General features: G+C 63.4%; 14 protein-coding genes. 3 read left to right on the top strand and 11 right to left on the bottom strand.

Annotated elements, in window-relative coordinates; translation table 11 throughout:
- Positions 1 to 50: 50 nt before the first annotated feature.
- The 11 genes from aspS to AWB80_RS00835 all read right to left on the bottom strand — a co-directional run bounded on the left by aspS (position 51) and on the right by AWB80_RS00835 (position 13,137).
- Positions 51 to 1,853, bottom strand: a complete 1,803-nt coding sequence (gene aspS / locus AWB80_RS00885) for an aspartate--tRNA ligase (protein ID WP_061172759.1) — start codon at positions 1,851 to 1,853, stop codon at positions 51 to 53.
- Positions 1,854 to 1,944: 91 nt separating this feature from the next.
- Positions 1,945 to 2,607, bottom strand: coding sequence for a DUF502 domain-containing protein (locus AWB80_RS00880; RefSeq protein WP_061172758.1), 663 nt, complete (start codon positions 2,605 to 2,607; stop codon positions 1,945 to 1,947).
- 136 nt (positions 2,608 to 2,743) lie between these two features.
- Positions 2,744 to 3,100: an FmdB family zinc ribbon protein gene (locus tag AWB80_RS00875; RefSeq protein WP_087130876.1), complete on the bottom strand. Its 357-nt coding sequence runs from the start codon at positions 3,098 to 3,100 to the stop codon at positions 2,744 to 2,746.
- A gap of 149 nt (positions 3,101 to 3,249) precedes the next feature.
- Positions 3,250 to 3,867: a methyltransferase domain-containing protein gene (locus AWB80_RS00870; protein ID WP_061172756.1), complete on the bottom strand. Its 618-nt coding sequence runs from the start codon at positions 3,865 to 3,867 to the stop codon at positions 3,250 to 3,252.
- Between the two features lie 10 nt (positions 3,868 to 3,877).
- Entirely contained in the window at positions 3,878 to 5,452 is a 1,575-nt protein-coding gene (gene ubiB / locus AWB80_RS00865) for a ubiquinone biosynthesis regulatory protein kinase UbiB (protein WP_061172755.1), read from the bottom strand.
- A 22-nt stretch (positions 5,453 to 5,474) separates the two neighbouring features.
- Complete coding sequence (locus tag AWB80_RS00860) at positions 5,475 to 6,146, bottom strand: ubiquinone biosynthesis accessory factor UbiJ (protein ID WP_087130912.1); 672 nt, start codon at positions 6,144 to 6,146, stop codon at positions 5,475 to 5,477.
- 146 nt (positions 6,147 to 6,292) lie between these two features.
- Positions 6,293 to 7,315, bottom strand: coding sequence for a Tim44 domain-containing protein (locus AWB80_RS00855; RefSeq protein ID WP_061172753.1), 1,023 nt, complete (start codon positions 7,313 to 7,315; stop codon positions 6,293 to 6,295).
- Positions 7,316 to 7,339: 24 nt separating this feature from the next.
- The gene (gene ubiE, locus AWB80_RS00850) at positions 7,340 to 8,071 is read right to left on the bottom strand and encodes a bifunctional demethylmenaquinone methyltransferase/2-methoxy-6-polyprenyl-1,4-benzoquinol methylase UbiE (protein WP_061172752.1); all 732 of its coding nucleotides are present in this window, start codon (positions 8,069 to 8,071) and stop codon (positions 7,340 to 7,342) included.
- Positions 8,072 to 8,154: 83 nt separating this feature from the next.
- Entirely contained in the window at positions 8,155 to 8,562 is a 408-nt protein-coding gene (locus tag AWB80_RS00845; protein ID WP_061172751.1) for a gamma-butyrobetaine hydroxylase family protein, read from the bottom strand.
- A gap of 9 nt (positions 8,563 to 8,571) precedes the next feature.
- Positions 8,572 to 9,006, bottom strand: a complete 435-nt coding sequence (locus AWB80_RS00840) for an HIT family protein (RefSeq protein ID WP_061172750.1) — start codon at positions 9,004 to 9,006, stop codon at positions 8,572 to 8,574.
- A gap of 36 nt (positions 9,007 to 9,042) precedes the next feature.
- On the bottom strand, positions 9,043 to 13,137 hold the full coding sequence (locus AWB80_RS00835) for a DUF3683 domain-containing protein (protein ID WP_061172749.1): 4,095 nt from the start codon (positions 13,135 to 13,137) through the stop codon (positions 9,043 to 9,045).
- A 519-nt stretch (positions 13,138 to 13,656) separates the two neighbouring features.
- Between AWB80_RS00835 and ilvA the strand changes: the two genes are divergently transcribed.
- The 3 genes from ilvA to queF are packed head-to-tail and all read left to right on the top strand — an operon-like array spanning position 13,657 to position 16,925.
- The gene (ilvA, locus tag AWB80_RS00830; RefSeq protein ID WP_061172748.1) at positions 13,657 to 15,180 is read left to right on the top strand and encodes a threonine ammonia-lyase, biosynthetic; all 1,524 of its coding nucleotides are present in this window, start codon (positions 13,657 to 13,659) and stop codon (positions 15,178 to 15,180) included.
- A 9-nt stretch (positions 15,181 to 15,189) separates the two neighbouring features.
- Positions 15,190 to 16,104 (top strand): 5'-nucleotidase, encoded by a 915-nt coding sequence (locus AWB80_RS00825; RefSeq protein WP_061172747.1) that lies wholly within the window; start codon positions 15,190 to 15,192, stop codon positions 16,102 to 16,104.
- On the top strand, positions 16,101 to 16,925 hold the full coding sequence (gene queF / locus AWB80_RS00820) for an NADPH-dependent 7-cyano-7-deazaguanine reductase QueF (protein ID WP_061172746.1): 825 nt from the start codon (positions 16,101 to 16,103) through the stop codon (positions 16,923 to 16,925). The genes AWB80_RS00825 and queF overlap by 4 nt, the downstream gene beginning before the upstream one ends.
- Positions 16,926 to 16,940 lie beyond the last annotated feature (15 nt).

The following is a 16,940-nucleotide window of genomic DNA, read 5'->3' as shown; positions in this document are numbered from 1 at the left end:
GAAAAAGGCGCACCCGGCGCCTTTTTCATCACATCGACAACGAAAGCTGCTTAGTGCGCCTTCTGCTCCGGCTGACGCAGACGGATGTGCAACTCGCGCAACTGGCGCTCGTCCACTTCGCTCGGCGCCTGCGTGAGCAGATCCTGCGCGCGCTGCGTCTTCGGGAACGCGATGGTGTCGCGGATCGAGTCGGCGCCGGACATCAGCGTGACGATGCGATCGAGACCGAACGCGATGCCGCCGTGCGGCGGCGCGCCGTACTGCAGCGCGTCGAGCAGGAAGCCGAACTTCAGGCGCGCTTCTTCCGCGCCGATCTTCAGCGCGCGGAACACCTTGCTCTGCACGTCTTCCTGGAAGATACGCACCGAGCCGCCGCCGATTTCCCAGCCGTTCAGCACCATGTCGTACGCCTTCGCGAGGCAACGGCCCGGATCGGTTTCGAGGTATTCGAGATGCTCGTCCTTCGGGCTCGTGAACGGGTGATGCGCGGCCACGTGGCGGTTCTCTTCCTCGTCGTACTCGAACATCGGGAAGTCGATGACCCACAGCGGCTTCCAGCCGGTTTCGATCAGGTTGTTCGCGCGGCCGAATTCCGAATGGCCGATCTTCAGACGCAGCGCGCCGAGGCTGTCGTTCACGACCTTCGCGCGGTCGGCCGCGAAGAAGATGATGTCGCCGTCTTGCGCCTGCGTGCGCTCCATGATCGCCGCGAGCGCCGCGTCATGCAGGTTCTTGACGATCGGGCTTTGCAGACCGTCGCGGCCACGGGTCTTGTCGTTGATCTTGATCCACGCGAGACCCTTCGCGCCGTAGATGCGCACGAACTCCGTGTAACCGTCGATATCCCCGCGCGAGAGTTCGCTGCCCTTCGGCACGCGCAGCGCAGCGACTCGGCCGTCCTTCGAGTTCGCCGGCATGCTGAACACCTTGAAGTCGACGTCCTTCACGGCATCCGTGAGATCGGCGAATTCGAGCTTCACGCGCAGGTCGGGCTTGTCCGAACCGAAGCGGCGCATCGCTTCCGAATACAGCATGACCGGGAATTTTTCCGGCAGCGCGACATCCATCGTCTCCTTGAAGACGTGGCGGATCATGTTTTCGAACAGATCGCGGATTTCCTGCTCCGTGAGGAACGAGGTTTCGCAGTCGATCTGCGTGAATTCCGGCTGACGGTCGGCGCGCAGGTCTTCGTCGCGGAAGCACTTGGTGATCTGGTAGTAACGGTCGAAGTTCGCGACCATCAGCAACTGCTTGAAGAGCTGCGGCGACTGCGGCAGCGCGAAGAACTGGCCCGCGTTCACGCGCGACGGCACCAGGTAATCGCGCGCGCCTTCCGGCGTGCTCTTGGTCAGCATCGGCGTTTCGATGTCGATGAAGCCTTGCGCGTCGAGATACTTGCGCACTTCCATCGCGACGCGATAGCGCAGGCGCAGGTTCTTCTGCATCTGCGGGCGGCGCAGGTCGAGCACGCGATGCGTGAGGCGCGTGGTTTCCGAGAGGTTGTCGTCGTCGAGCTGGAACGGCGGCGTGACCGACGCGTTCAGCACGGTCAGCTCATGGCACAGCACTTCGATCTTGCCGCTCGTCAGATTGGCGTTGACGGTGCCTTCAGGACGGTTGCGCACGACGCCCTGCACGCGCACGCAGAACTCGTTGCGCACGCCTTCGGCCACCTTGAACATTTCGGCGCGGTCCGGGTCGCAGACCACCTGGACGATGCCCTCGCGATCGCGCAGGTCGATGAAGATAACGCCGCCGTGATCGCGGCGGCGCTGCACCCAGCCGCACAGCGAGACGGTTTCGCCCAGGCGGGCCTCGGTCACCAGACCGCAGTATTCAGATCGCATCGACATGATGTTGTGTCTTTCGTTGTTCGTTAATCAACGGCTCGCGCGTTCGGGTCATGCTCTTCCTGCGGCTGACGCTCGGCTCGCGCGGCCGGCATTACATCGGCGGCTCGGTGGGGCGGCGGGCGGGCGCAACCGGTGCCGGCGCGCTCGGCGCGGGAGCCACCACGCCCATCGAGACGATGTACTTCAGTGCGGCGTCGACGGTCATGTCCAGTTCGACGACTTCGCTTTTCGGCATCATCAGGAAGAAGCCGGATGTCGGGTTCGGCGTCGTCGGCACATAGACGCTCACGTGGTCTTCGTCGAGGTGATTGAGCACGTCGCCGCCCGGAATACCCGTCAGAAAACCGATGGTGTACGAGCCCTTGCGCGGATATTCGATCAGCAGCGCCTTGCGAAACGCATTGCCGCTCGATGAGAGCAGCGTGTCCGACACTTGCTTCACGCTCGTGTACAGCGGTCCGACCACTGGAATGTGACGCAGGATCGCGTCCCACCATTTCACGAGCTTCTGGCCGACGAAGTTCTGCGTCAACAGCCCGACGATGAAAATGAACGCGAGCGTCAGCACCGCGCCCACGCCAGGCAGATGAAAGCCGACGACGCGCTCGGGCTGCCACGACTGCGGCAGCAGGAGCAGCGTCTGGTCCATCGTGCCGATCACGAGCCCCAGCACCCAGAGCGTGATGGCGAGCGGCACCAGCACGAGCAGGCCGGTGAGGAACACGGATTTCAGCGTAGTCTTTTTCGTCGTCATTTACACGGAGAGAAGGCTGCGCCGGCTCTCGTAGTCTTTGGAGATTCGGCTTGGCAGGCGAGCCGCGCCCGGTTCCGGGCGCGGTCGGCGAGATCGTCTGCGCGACCTGGGTGAGGCGGATTCGACGCCCGGCGCTTCAGGCTGCGTCCGACGATGCGGACGCGCCCGTCGCGGGCTTGGCGGTTTCCGACGATGACGTATTGGCCGGCGTCGCGCTATCGCTCGAATTCGAGCTGCTGGCGCCAGCCGCGGCGGCGTCGTCCGATTTCGCCGCCGACGCGTTCGCCGCGCCGCCCTTCGAGCCGTTGTTACCGCTGCGGAAATCGGTGACATACCAGCCCGATCCCTTCAACTGGAATCCGGCGGCGGTCACCTGCTTCGAAAAAGTGTCCTTTCCGCAGGCAGGACATTGCGTGAGCGGCGCATCGCTCAATTTCTGAAGCACGTCTTTTTCGTGGCCGCAGTGTGCGCAGCGGTACGCGTAAATCGGCATGGCACTCTTCCTACAATGATCTGTCGACGCTTGCAAAGCCTTGAATTATAGCCGCAAACCAATATTCACCCGCGATTCTCGGGATTGCGGACGCAGAATTGATCCCACTGTATTTGGGGGCGCGGCAGGCGTTTTTCAAGCCGGTGCGCTCAGATTCGCCGCCAGGTCAACCAGCGCTCGCGGCCAGCGAATACCGGAATGGAGCCGTTCACCTCGCGGTCTTCGATCAGTTCGAAGTGCGACAGCAGCAGCGCGTCAAGTTCGCCACGCTCGATGCCGAACGGCGGCCCTTTCGGCGTCGATCCGATGAAATAGAAGCCCGCGAGCAACGCCCCGGGCTTCAGGAGCGCCGCCATCCGGTCGGCATAGTCCTGCCAGCGGTCTTTCGGCAACGCGCAGAGAAACGCGCGCTCGTAGATCCAGTCGAGCGGGAAAGGTGGGGCGTAGGCGAAAAAATCCGCCTCTTCGACGATGCCCGCATGCGCGCCCAGTTGCGCGCGCGCCGCCGCAACCGCGCTCGCCGCGAAATCGATCGCACGCACCGGCCAGCCGCGCTCGGCCAGATAAAGCGCTTCGTACGCGCTGCCGCAGCCGGGAATCAGCACGTTCTGCGCGCTCCGCGCTGCAACGAAGTGCTTGAACGTTTCGGGCACGCCGGCCTGATCCCACGGCGTGAAGCGCTGGTCGAAGCGCTCGTCCCAGAATCCGGGCGAATTCGGGTCGCGATTTTCGAAGCTGGGAACGTCTGGATTCGTCGGATCGCTCATGATGTCGCCCTCACGGATGGCCGAGCCACATCTGCGCGACCACGACGCCCGCGCCCACAATCGCGACGAGACCCGCGACGAGCAGCGTCACGAGCAGGCGGTTGGTCCGCTTCTGCTCGACGATCAGCAGGCGCATGAGTTCGTCGCTGCCGCTCTTGGGCGCGTCGTGATGCTGGGCCAGAATATGGTGAATCAGCCGCGGCAGTTGCGGAATGGTCTTGCTCCACTGCGGCGCTTCCATCTGCAGGCGCTCGTACCAGCCGCGCCAGCCGATCTGCTCGTTCATCCAGCGCTCGAGATACGGCTTGGCCGTTTTCCACAGATCGAGCTCCGGATCGAGCGAGCGCCCGAGTCCCTCGACGTTGAGCATCGTCTTCTGCAACAGCACGAGCTGCGGCTGAATTTCGACATTGAAGCGGCGCGACGTCGAAAAGAGGCGCATCAGAACCTGTCCGAGCGAGATGTCTTTCAGCGCGCGATCGAAATACGGCTCGCAGACCGCGCGAATCGAGCTTTCCAGTTCCTCGACGCGCGTGCTCGGCGGCACCCAGCCGGATTCCAGGTGCAGCGTCGCGACGCGGTGATAGTCGCGCTTGAAGAACGCGAGGAAGTTCTGCGCGAGATAGTTCTTGTCGAAGTCCGAGAGCGCGCCGACGATGCCGAAATCCAGCGCGATGTAACGCCCGAAGGTGGCAGGATCGAGACTCACCTGGATGTTGCCGGGATGCATGTCGGCATGAAAGAAGCCGTCGCGGAACACCTGCGTGAAGAAAATCTCGACGCCTTCGCGCGCCAGCTTCGGAATATCGACGCCCGCCGCGCGCAGCGTCTCCACCTGACTGATCGGCACGCCGACCATGCGCTCCATGACGAGCACTGTCGGCGCGGACAGATCCCAGTACATCTCCGGCACGAGCAGCAGATCGAGGCCCTGAAAGTTGCGGCGCAACTGGCTGCCGTTGGCGGCCTCGCGCATGAGGTCGAGTTCGTCGTGCAGATATTTGTCGAATTCGGCGACCACTTCGCGCGGCTTCAGACGCCGGCCGTCCGCCCACAGCCGCTCGGCCCAGATCGCGATATCGCGCAGCAGCGCGAGGTCGGAGTCGATCACCGGCAGCATGCCCGGCCGCAACACCTTCACCGCGACCGGTTTGCCCGCGTGCTCGCCGTTCCTGATCTTCGCGAAATGCACCTGCGCGATCGACGCGCTCGCCACCGGGACGCGCTCGAATTCGTCGAACAATTCGTCGATGGGCGCGCCGAGCGACTTTTCGATGAGCCCCACGGCCACCGTCGAATCGAACGGTGGAACGCGGTCCTGAAGCTTCGCGAGTTCATCGGCGATATCGACAGGCAACAGGTCGCGCCGCGTCGACAGCACCTGGCCGAACTTCACGAAGATCGGCCCGAGGCTTTCCAGCGCGAGGCGCAGCCGGATGCCGCGCTCGATGTTGAACTTGCGGCCGAACGTCGTGATGCGCATGAGAAAGCGCACACGGCGATCGTCGATGCCGCTCATGACGAGTTCATCGAGCCCGAAGCGGACGATCGTGAAGAAAATCTTGAGGAAACGCAGAAAACGCATGGTTCGGATTCGCTTCAGCTCGTTATTCGTGCGAGTCGCGCACGGACTCGCCGCCGGTTCGCGCTGAAGCGCCGCTACCCGGTCGTGATGGTTGGGTGATGTGTCCGCTGCTTTGTTCGATTCTTTCGATGCGCTTCTCGACGCGCGCGAGCGCATCGCGCGTTTTCGACAGCTCGGCGTTGAATGCTTCGAGCGCGCTCTTGCGCACGAGTTGCGGGCGCTCGTCGAGAAAATATTCGGTGAACGTGTCCAGCAGATTCCGTCCGGTGCGCTGCGCCTGCTCCTGCACGGCGCGCGCGATGAGACCGACGCGATGCGCGGGCGCGTCGCCGATCACGCGCGCGAGATCTTCTTCCGGGTCCCAGCGCAGATGTTCGGCGAGTTTCGCGAGCGTCTGCGCGAATTCGGCGTCGCCTTCGATGCGAACGTGCTTCATCACCGCCGCCTGGCCGCCTTGCACGAACGCGGGCACGGCGTCGAGCGGCACGGAGATCGTCACGTCGAACGCGCCCGCCTCTGCTTCGGTGGTCGCGGCGAACAGGCCGTCCGGCTGGACCACGAGCGCGATCGAAACCGGCGTGCCTGCAAGCTTGACGCGCTTGCCCGCGTAGGGTTTGACGCGTTCACGCGCCCACGGCTCGCGCGCGAGCAGATGATTCACGGCGGCCGCAAACCCACTGGATGCGGTCTTCAAGGCGGGATTTGCTGCGTGACGGGCGGATTCGTCTGCGTTGGTCATCGGCTATGAGATGAAAAAACCCGCGCGAGACGCTCGCGCGGGTTTCTATTCTACCGCCGCAACCGATGATCACACTGACGGTTGCCGGCGCGCGGCCACGCTCAACTGACCTGCTGAATCCCCGCCAGCAGCCAGCCTTCGTTGCCCGCCTTCTGCTTCGACAGGTTCCACACCTCGACGAACGGTTCCGCCGCCGCGCCTTCCGACTCGCGGATCAGGCCGTGGAAGCGCACGCTCGCGAGATACTCGGTCGGGCGATCGTCGACGCCGAGCACATCGGCGTTGAGTTGCACCACGTCCGTGCGATTCGGCGCGCTGCCGCGGGCGTCGACGTCCAGTTTCACTTCGGCGAACATTTCCGGCGTCGTGAATTCGCGGATGTCGTTGACGTTGCCGCGATCCCACGCGTCCTGCAGACGCACGAAGTAGACCTTGGCGTTACGCACGAAGGCATCGGTGTCGAAGCCGGCGGGCACGTTCACGTTCACGGCCTGTTGAGGCGCCGACGACTCGATATAGTTCGCACCGAAACCGGTCGGCTGCTGCGGCACCTGCGGCGGGTCCTGATTCAGACTCGTGCGCGCGGTAGCGCCGTACGGCGAACCCGAATTCGAGCCCGCGCCGGCGTACGCGGGCGTGTTCGCGTTGTTGCCCTGACGCTTACGCATGATGAAGCGGAACAGCATGACGGCCGCCAGCACGATCAACGCGATCATGATCATGTTGGCCATCGCGCCGGCGAATGCTTCACCGAGCCCGAAGTGCGACAGCAGCGCCGCGATGCCCAGACCCGCGGCGAGACCGGCGATCGGTCCGAGCCAGCGGTTGCGCGCGGGTTGCGCCGCGGCCGGGGCGCCCGGTGCGGGTTGTGCGCGCTGAGCCTGCGCCGCTTGTCCCGGCTGGCCCTGCATCGACTGTGGCTGCGACGGCGGCGTGGCCTGATGCTGCTGCGTCGCCGTGGCCGACTGCCGGCCCATGCTGCGACCGCCGCCCATGCGCTTGGCTTCCGCCGTTTCCGCGAAGATTGCGCCAGCCGCAATAACGCCAGCCAGCGCCAAGATTCCGGCCTTCCTGAAGAAGATGTTCAGGAAACCCCGGGATTGGGGTTTGCGCGAATCGAACATATCGAATCCTTTAAGAGTGGAACACTAAAATTTGGTCCCGACGTGTAACGCTACCACGCCACCTGACAAATTGTAATATTCGACTCGATCCAGGCCCGCTTGTTCCATCATTGTTTTTAAAGTTTCCTGGTCCGGGTGCATGCGGATGGACTCAGCCAGGTACCGGTAGCTGTCCGCATCTTTGGCCACTTTTTCGCCAAGCCACGGCAAAATCTTGAAACTGTAGATATCGTACGGCTTTTTGAGCGGTTCCCACACTTTCGAGAATTCCAGCACGAGCAGGCGGCCGCCCGGCTTGATCACGCGCTGCATTTCGGCCAACGCACGATCCTTGTGCGTCATATTACGCAAACCGAAAGCAACTGTAACGATATTGAAATAATTGTCTGGGAACGGAATCTTCTCGGCGTCGCACAGCAGCGCGGGCGTCAGCACGCCCTTGTCGACCAGCCGGTCGCGCCCCACGCGCAGCATCGATTCGTTGATGTCCGTGTGCCAGACTTCGCCCGTCTCGCCCGCCTGCTTGGCAAAGGCCATCGCCAGATCGCCCGTGCCGCCGGCGAGATCGAGCACCTTGTATCCCGGCCGCACCTTGGCCTGCCCGATCGTGAAGTGCTTCCAGATCCGATGCAGTCCGCCGGACATCAGGTCGTTCATCAAGTCGTAGTTGCTCGCGACGGAATGGAACACGCCCGCCACTTTCTTCGCCTTGTCCTGCTCTTCGACCGTTTCATATCCGAAGTGGGTCTTGCTCATCGCGCTTTTTCCTCGCCTGTTGTTCGTTCTATGCTGCGCAATCGTCGCGCCGGCTGTGCGGCGTTATGCCGCAGCCTTGATGTTCAGTGGCAATGCCCGCCGGATGACTTGACGGCCATCGGCGCGTCGCGGTCCGCGCCAGCGGCTTCCAGCTTCGCCAGATACTCGCGCCACAGCGCGTCCTGACGCGTCGCCAGGTCGTGGAGGATGTCCCACGAATAGATGCCGGTATTGTGGCCGTCTGAAAAATTCAGTTGCAGCGCGTAATGCCCGACCGGTTCGATGCCGATGATCGTCACCTCGCGCTTGCCGGTCTGCAGCGTTTCCTGACCCGGTCCGTGGCCCTGCACTTCGGCGGAAGGCGAGTACACGCGCAACAGCTCGAAGGGCACGCGAAACGATTCGTCGCCGTACTGCAATTCGAGCACCCGGGATTTCGAATGCACGACGACGCCGGTGGGAATCGGCGTCGTGGATGTGAGTCCGCTCATGGTCTTGCCTTATTGATGGCCGAACGCCTGGTTCAGCTCGTTGCGCACCTGTTCGCGCAAGAGCGTGGCCTGGGCGCGGCGCTTCGAAAGCTGCGATTCCGACACGGTGCGCTGGCGCGGCGCCCAGATCGGCAGAGGAAAGCGGGAATCGTTGGAAAAGCGTGGAATGACATGCCAGTGGACGTGCGGCACCTGATTGCCGAGGCTCGCCAGGTTGATCTTCTCCGGCACGAGCACGCGGCGCATCGCGCGTTCGACGCCGTTGACGGCGGTCATCACGCGCGCGCGGTCGCCATCCGGCAAATCGGACATTTCGGCGACGTGCGCACCCCAGATCACGCGGCACAGGCCCGGCCAGTCGGGCTCGTCGGCGAGGACGACGCGCAACGCGTCGTCCGACCACAGCACCTCGCCGCCGTCTTCACGGCAAAACACACAGTCCATCTCATACCTCTAGCGAATCAAACCTCGATTTCGCTATTACACCAGTACGCGCTCGATACCGCCATTGTTCGCGCGTTCGACGTACTGTTCCATCCAGTTCTCGCCGAGCACCTTGCGCGCGATTTCCACGACGATATAGTCCGCCTCGATGTTGGCGTCCTCGTTGTAGCGCGACAGGCCTTGCAGGCAGGACGGGCAGCTCGTGAGAATCTTCACGTCGGAGCCGTTGGGCTGCGGACCGTCGCCGGCCTTGAGCACCGAACCGGGCTGCGCGCCTGCAGCTCCAGCCGAAGCGTTCGCGATATTGATGCCGTTCGCCCCCGCTTCCGCGACGAGCGGAATGCCCCGCAGCCGCGCCGCGCCCTTGCGGATCTCCTCTTCCTTGCGGAAGCGCACCTGCGTGGAGATGTCCGGACGCGTGACCGCGAGCGTGCCCGATTCGCCGCAGCATCGATCGTTCTTTTCGATCTTGTACCCGTCGTTCTGCGCGCCCATCAGTTCGTTGACGAGCTTGACCGGGTCCATCGTCTTGATCGGCGAGTGACACGGGTCGTGATACATGTAGCGCGTGCCCTTCACGCCCTCGAGCCTGATGTTCTTTTCCAGCAGGAACTCGTGGATGTCGATGATCCGGCAGCCCGGGAAGATCTTCTCGAATTCATAGCCCGCGAGCTGGTCGTAGCAGGTGCCGCACGACACGACCACGGTCTTGATGTCGAGATAATTCAGCGTATTCGCAACGCGGTGGAACAGCACGCGGTTATCCGTGACGATCTTCTCGGCCTTGTCGTACTGGCCCGAGCCGCGCTGCGGGTAGCCGCAGCACAGATAGCCCGGTGGCAGCACGGTCTGCACGCCCGCTTCCCACAACATGGCCTGCGTCGCGAGTCCGACTTGCGAGAACAGGCGCTCCGAGCCGCAGCCGGGGAAGTAGAACACCGCTTCCGAATCGACCGTGGTCGTCTTCGGATTGCGGATGATCGGAACGATCTTGTTGTCCTCGATATCGAGCAACGCGCGCGCCGTCTTCTTCGGCAGATTGCCCGGCATCTTCTTGTTCATGAAGTGGATCACCTGCGTGACCACCGGCGGCTTGCCGACCGTCGCGGGCGGTTTCGCCGTCTGCTTCTTCGCGAACTTCTTCAGAATGTCGTTGCCGAGGCGCTGCGCCTTGTAGCCGACGCCCATCATCGCGGTGCGCGCGAGGTTGATCGTCTGCGGATTGGTCGCGTTCAGGAAGAACATGCCGGCCGCGTTGCCCGCGTTGAACTTCTTCTTGCCCATCTTGCGCAAGAGATTGCGCATGTTCATCGTGACATCGCCGAAATCGATCTTCACCGGGCACGGCGTCACGCACTTGTGGCAGACCGTGCAGTGATCGGCGACGTCGTTGAACTCGTCCCAATGCTTTATGGACACGCCGCGGCGCGTCTGCTCTTCATACAGGAAGGCTTCGACCAGCAGCGACGTGGCGAGAATCTTGTTGCGCGGGCTGTACAGCAGGTTTGCGCGCGGCACGTGCGTCGCGCAGACCGGCTTGCACTTGCCGCAGCGCAGGCAGTCCTTGATGGAATCGGAGATCGCGCCGATATCCGACTGCTGCATGATGATCGACTCGTAGCCCATCAGCCCGAACGACGGCGTGTACGCGTTGCGCAGGTCCGCGCCGTCGAACAGTTTGCCCTTGTTGAAACGGCCGTGCGGATCGACGCGCTGCTTGTACGCGCGGAATTCGCCGATTTCCTCTTCGGTCAGGAACTCCAGTTTGGTGATGCCGATGCCGTGCTCGCCCGAAATCACGCCGTCGAGCGAACGCGCGAGCTTCATGATGCGCGCCACCGCGTGATGCGCGTCCTGCAGCATCTCGTAGTTGTCGGAGTTGACCGGAATGTTCGTGTGCACGTTGCCATCGCCCGCGTGCATGTGGAGCGCGACGAACACGCGCCCGCGCAGCACCTGCTTGTGAATGGCCTGCGCTTCATCGAGGATCGGCTTGAATTCGCCGCCGTTGAAGATCTGGCGCAGTTCGCCGCGAATCTCCTGCTTCCACGAAATGCGCACCGTGCGATCCTGCGCGACGTGGAAGATATTCGCGTCCGGCTGCACGTCGACGCGATCCGCGAACTTCTCCGCGAGCGCTTCGTATCCAAGATTGACGAGATAGTGCTGCGCCTCGCGCAACGGCATGTCGAGCTTGTCGCCGACGAAGGTCCAGCGTTCGCGCACGCGCTTCAACAAATCGAGCGCCTGCGTCACGCGGTCTTCGAGCAGTTCGGCGCTGGGGATTTCGTTCGCGTCATCGGTCTTGCCGAGCGGCAGCTTGCCGGTGCGGAAAAACGCTTCGAGCGCATCGACGAGTTGCAGCTTGTTCTTGATCGACAGCTCGATGTTGATGCGCTCGATGCCGTCCGTGTACTCGCCCATGCGGTCGAGCGGAATCACGACGTCTTCGTTGATCTTGAACGCGTTCGTGTGCTTCGCGATGGCCGCGGTGCGCGAGCGGTCGAGCCAGAAGCGCTTGCGCGCCTCGGCGTTCACCGCGACGAAGCCTTCGCCGCTCTTGCCGTTCGCCATGCGCACGACTTCGGACGTTGCGGCGGCGACGGCATCGGCGTCATTGCCGACGATATCGCCGATCAGCACCATCTTCGGGAACGCGTTGCGCTTGCTCTTGGTCGCGTAGCCGACCGCGCGCAGATAGCGCTCGTCGAGATGCTCGAGGCCGGCGAGAATCGCGCCGCCCTGCTTCGACGTCTCGAACAGATAGTCCTTGATTTCGACGATGCTCGGAATCGCGTCGCGCGCCTGGCCGAAAAATTCGAGGCAGACGGTCCGCGTGTGCGCGGGCATCTTGTGCAGGATCCAGCGCGCGGACGTAATCAGTCCGTCGCAGCCTTCCTTCTGCACGCCGGGGAGACCTGCGAGGAATTTATCGGTGACGTCCTTGCCGAGCCCTTCCTTGCGGAACGTGCGGCCGGCGATGTCGAGGTTTTCGGTGCGCAGCAGCTTTTCGCCCGGCGGACGATTGCCGTCGAACCAGTCGAGCCGGAAGCGCGCCACTTCGACGTCGTGAATCTTGCCGCAGTTGTGATCCAGACGCGTGACTTCGAGCCAGTTGCCTTCGGGATCGACCATGCGCCACCAGGCGAGATTGTCGAGCGCCGTGCCCCACAAAACCGCTTTCTTGCCGCCCGCGTTCATCGCGACATTGCCGCCGACGCACGATGCATCGAGCGAGGTCGGATCGACGGCGAACACGAAGCCCGCCTGCTCCGCCGCTTCCGTGACGCGCCGCGTGACCACGCCCGCGCCCGAGAAAATCGTTGCGACCTTGTGATCGACGCCCGGCAGATCGGTCATTTCGACGGGACCGAGCTGTTCCAGCTTTTCTGTGTTGATGACCGCCGAAAACGGCGTGAGCGGAATCGCGCCGCCGGTATAGCCGGTGCCGCCGCCGCGCGGAATCACGGTTAGGCCGAGTTCGAAGCAGGCCTTGATCAGACCGGCGATCTCGGCTTCCGAATCCGGCGTCAACACGACGAACGGATATTCGACGCGCCAGTCGGTCGCGTCGGTGACGTGCGCGACGCGCGACAGGCCGTCGAACTTGATGTTGTCCTTTTGTGTTTCGCGGCCCAGCACGCGCGAGGCGCGGCGCCGCAAGTCGGACATGCGGTCGAACTCGGCGGCGAAATCGTCGACGGCGCGGCGCGCGGCGGCGATCAGCAATTGCACGCGCCCGGCGCGCTCGCGGCTGCCGGCTTCTTCGCTATGAGCGGAGAGATCGGCGCTGCGGCGCTTTTCGATTTCCGCGAGCCGGTGATTCAGCGCTTCGACGAGCAGCGCGCGACGCTTCGGGTTGTCGAGCAGATCGTCCTGCAGATACGGATTGCGGCGCACGACCCAGATATCGCCGAGCACTTCATACAGCATGCGTGCCGAGCGGCCGGTGCGGCGCTCGTTGCGCAGTTCGTCGAGCACGGCCCAGGCTTCGTCGCCCAGCAGCCGCATGACGATTTCACGATCGGAAAACGACGTGTAGTTATAGGGAATTTCGCGGAGACGCGGCTCGTTATCGAGCACCAAGGCGGCATGGGCGCCGTTCGGATCGAAGGCTTGGGGTGCGTTCATGTTCGACGGTTCGGTGTGCCGGCGCTCGCGCCATGAAAGCGGAAAGGCCAGCGATGCGCGTGGGGGCGCAAATTTTCGAATGAGACTAATCTTGGCGAAGGCCGCCGGATCGCCTCTATGTCAATGAGGCGAATCGCGTTCACGGCGCCTTCGATGTGCCCTGGATCAACGCCACGATCGTGCGTGGCGCGCATCCCTCTCCGCCGCGGGATGCGACTCGCGGGAGACATGCGCCAGTAAATCGATCCGAAGCTGCCGGTGCATCTGCCGATCCTGATTGCTGATTCGTAAAAGGAAATTCTAACCCATCACGATGACACGCGTTTGCGAGCGCTAGCAGCGAGAAGGGGCTTTTGCGTGCGAATTCGCGACACGTTTCCGGCATTTTCGACGCTTTTTTGCACGACCGTCCGGACGGTCCGAACACATCGCACATTCGGACGATGCCCGGTTGGCGCTATCATTGACGCTTTCGCCCTCAAAACCCGCGCGCATCGCGGCCGCCTGACGATCCCTCGCATGACACATCCCGACTACCTGAAAAAAGTGCTGACCGCGCGTGTGTACGACGTCGCGCGCGAAAGCGAGCTGGAACCCGCGCGCAGCCTGTCCGCGCGCCTGCACAACGCCGTGTTCCTCAAGCGCGAGGACAATCAGCCAGTTTTCTCGTTCAAGATTCGCGGCGCTTACAACAAGATGGCGAATCTCCGCGCGGACGAACTCGCGCGCGGCGTGATCACGGCGTCGGCGGGCAATCACGCGCAGGGCGTGGCGCTGTCGGCGGCGCGGCTCGGCTGCCGGGCGGTCATCGCGGTACCGACCACGACGCCACAGGTGAAGATCGACGCGATCCGCGCGCACGGCGGTCCGACGGTCGAAGTGGTGCTCGCGGGCGAGTCGTACAGCGACGCCTACGCCCGCGCCGTGGAACTTCAGCAGGAGCGCGGCCTGACGTTCGTGCATCCGTTCGACGATCCCGACGTGATCGCCGGGCAAGGCACCGTCGCGATGGAAATCCTGCGCCAGCATCAGGGCCCGATTCACGCGATCTTCTGCCCGATCGGCGGCGGCGGCCTCGCGGCGGGCGTCGCGGCCTACGTCAAGGCGGTGCGGCCCGAGATCAAGGTGATCGGCGTGCAGACCGAGGATTCCTGCGCGATGGCCCAATCGATCAAGGCGGGCGAGCGCGTCACGCTGAGCGAAGTCGGTCTGTTCTCGGACGGCACGGCGGTGAAGCTCGTCGGCGAGGAAACGTTCCGGCTGTGCCACGAACTGCTCGACGAAGTCATCACCGTCGACACCGATGCGCTCTGCGCCGCGATCAAGGACGTGTTTCAGGACACGCGCAGCGTGCTGGAGCCGGCGGGTTCGCTCGCCGTCGCGGGCGCGAAGCTGTATGCGGAGCGCGAAGGCATCGAAGGCAAGACGCTCATCGCGGTGACGTCGGGCGCGAACATGAACTTCGACCGCATGCGCTTCGTTGCGGAGCGCGCGGAAGTCGGCGAGGCGCGCGAAGCCGTGTTCGCCGTGACCATTCCGGAAGAACGCGGCAGCTTCAGGCGTTTCTGCGAACTGGTCGGCACACGCAGCGTGACCGAGTTCAACTACCGCATCGCCGATGAAAACGCCGCGCACATCTTCGTCGGCGTGCAGATCAAGGCGCGCAAGGAAACCGCGCAGATGATGACGTCGTTCATCGAGCATGGTTTCGCGACGGTCGATCTGTCGCACGATGAACTCTCGAAGCAGCACATCCGTTATATGGTCGGCGGACGCTCGCCGCTCGCGCGCGACGAACGTCTGCTGCGTTTCGAATTCCCTGAGCGCCCGGGCGCGCTGATGAAGTTCCTCTCGTCGATGGCGCCCGACTGGAACATCAGCCTGTTCCACTATCGCAATCAGGGCGCGGACTACAGCTCGATTCTCGTCGGCATTCAGGTGCCGCAGTCGGACAACGCGGAGTTCGAGCGCTTTCTCGCGACGCTCGGCTATCCGTGGTGGGACGAAGGCGCGAACCCGGTCTACAGACTGTTCCTCGCGTAAGGCGTGTCGATGCCGAAGTTCACGCTCGAAGACAAGCTCGTCGTCGCGATTTCATCGCGCGCGCTGTTCGATTTCGAGGATGAGAATCGCGTCTTCGAGACGGGCGATCTCGCCCGATACGAAGCGCTGCAACGCTCGCGGCTGGAAACACCCGCGAAGCCGGGCGTCGCGTTCGGGCTGATCCGCAAGCTGCTCGCGTTGAATGCGAACGAGCAGCGCGTCGAAGTGGTGATCCTGTCGCGCAGCGATCCGATCAGCGGACTGCGTGCGTTTCATTCGTGCCGCGAGCATGGCCTCGCGATCGAGCGCGGCGTGTTCACGCGCGGCCGCTCGCCGTTCGCGTATCTGAAGCCGTTGCGGGCGTCGCTGTTTCTGTCGGCGAATCCGGACGACGTGCGCGACGCGCTCGCCGCCGGCTTTCCCGCCGCGCGCGTCCTGCCCGAAACGCCGCGCGCCGCGAGCCGTTATGCAGACGAAATCCGCATCGCGTTCGATGGCGACGCCGTGCTGTTCTCCGACGAAGCCGAGCGCGTGTTCCAGAGCGATGGCCTTTCCGCGTTCGTCGGCCACGAGACGCAAAAGAAGGATTCACCGCTTCCGGGCGGTCCGTTGAAGCCGCTGCTGGCGGCTTTGAACAAGCTACAGCGCATCGCCGACGACCACGACAGCCAGTCGCCGATGCACATCCGCACCGCGCTTGTCACCGCGCGTTCCGCGCCCGCGCACGAGCGCGCGATCCGCACGCTGATGGCCTGGGACATCGAAATCGACGAAGCGATGTTTCTCGGCGGCCTCGACAAGGGCGAATTCCTGCGCGAATTCGAGCCCGATTTTTTCTTCGACGATCAAATTCGCCATTGCGAATCGGCTCGCGTCGTCACCGCGACGGGGCACGTTCTCAGCGGCATAGCGAACGCATCATGACACCCGATCAATCTCCGCTCGGCAAGCCCGTCCACTACACCGAACAGTACGATGCGTCGCTGCTGTTTCCGATCGACCGCAAGCGAGCGCGCGACGCGATCGCCGTGCCCGCGCGTCTGCCGTTCTTCGGCACGGATATCTGGAACGCGTATGAGCTTTCGTGGCTCAATCGGCGCGGCAAGCCGCAGATCGCGGTCGCGACGTTTTTCGTGCCGGCGGATTCGCCGAACATCGTGGAATCGAAGTCGTTCAAGCTGTATCTCGGCTCGTTCGCGCAGACGCCGTTCGACTCGATCGATGACGTGCGCGCCGCGATCAAGCGCGATGTCTCGGCGGTGTGCGGCGCGACGGTTTCGGTGCAACTCGCGGCGCCGGCCGATTTCAGCAAACTGGCGATGGAGGAATTCGACGGTTTGTCGCTCGACCGTCTCGATCTCGATTGCGACGTGTTCTCGCCCGATCCTTCGCTGCTGAAGGCGGCGCATGATGAAGTGCCGGTCGAAGAGACGCTGTTTTCGAATCTGTTGAAATCGAATTGCCCGGTGACAGGGCAGCCGGATTGGGGCAGCGTGCAGATCCGCTATTACGGCGGGCAGATCGATCACGCGGGGTTGTTGCGGTATGTCGTTTCTTATCGCGGACATACCGGGTTTCATGAGCAATGCGTGGAGCGCATCTTCATGGACATCATGCGGGAGTGCAAGCCGGAACGACTTGCGGTCTACGCGCGTTATACGCGGCGCGGCGGGCTGGATATCAATCCGTTTCGCACCAACTTCAATTTGCCGATGCCGGATAATGCGAGGTTGGCGCGGCAGTAACTTTTAGCGCCGCTC

It is taken from the genome of Caballeronia pedi, assembly GCF_001544915.2.
GTDB lineage: Bacteria > Pseudomonadota > Gammaproteobacteria > Burkholderiales > Burkholderiaceae > Caballeronia > Caballeronia pedi.
Note: the sequence above shows the minus strand (reverse complement) of the source record. Positions and strands in the feature narration are given on the sequence as shown.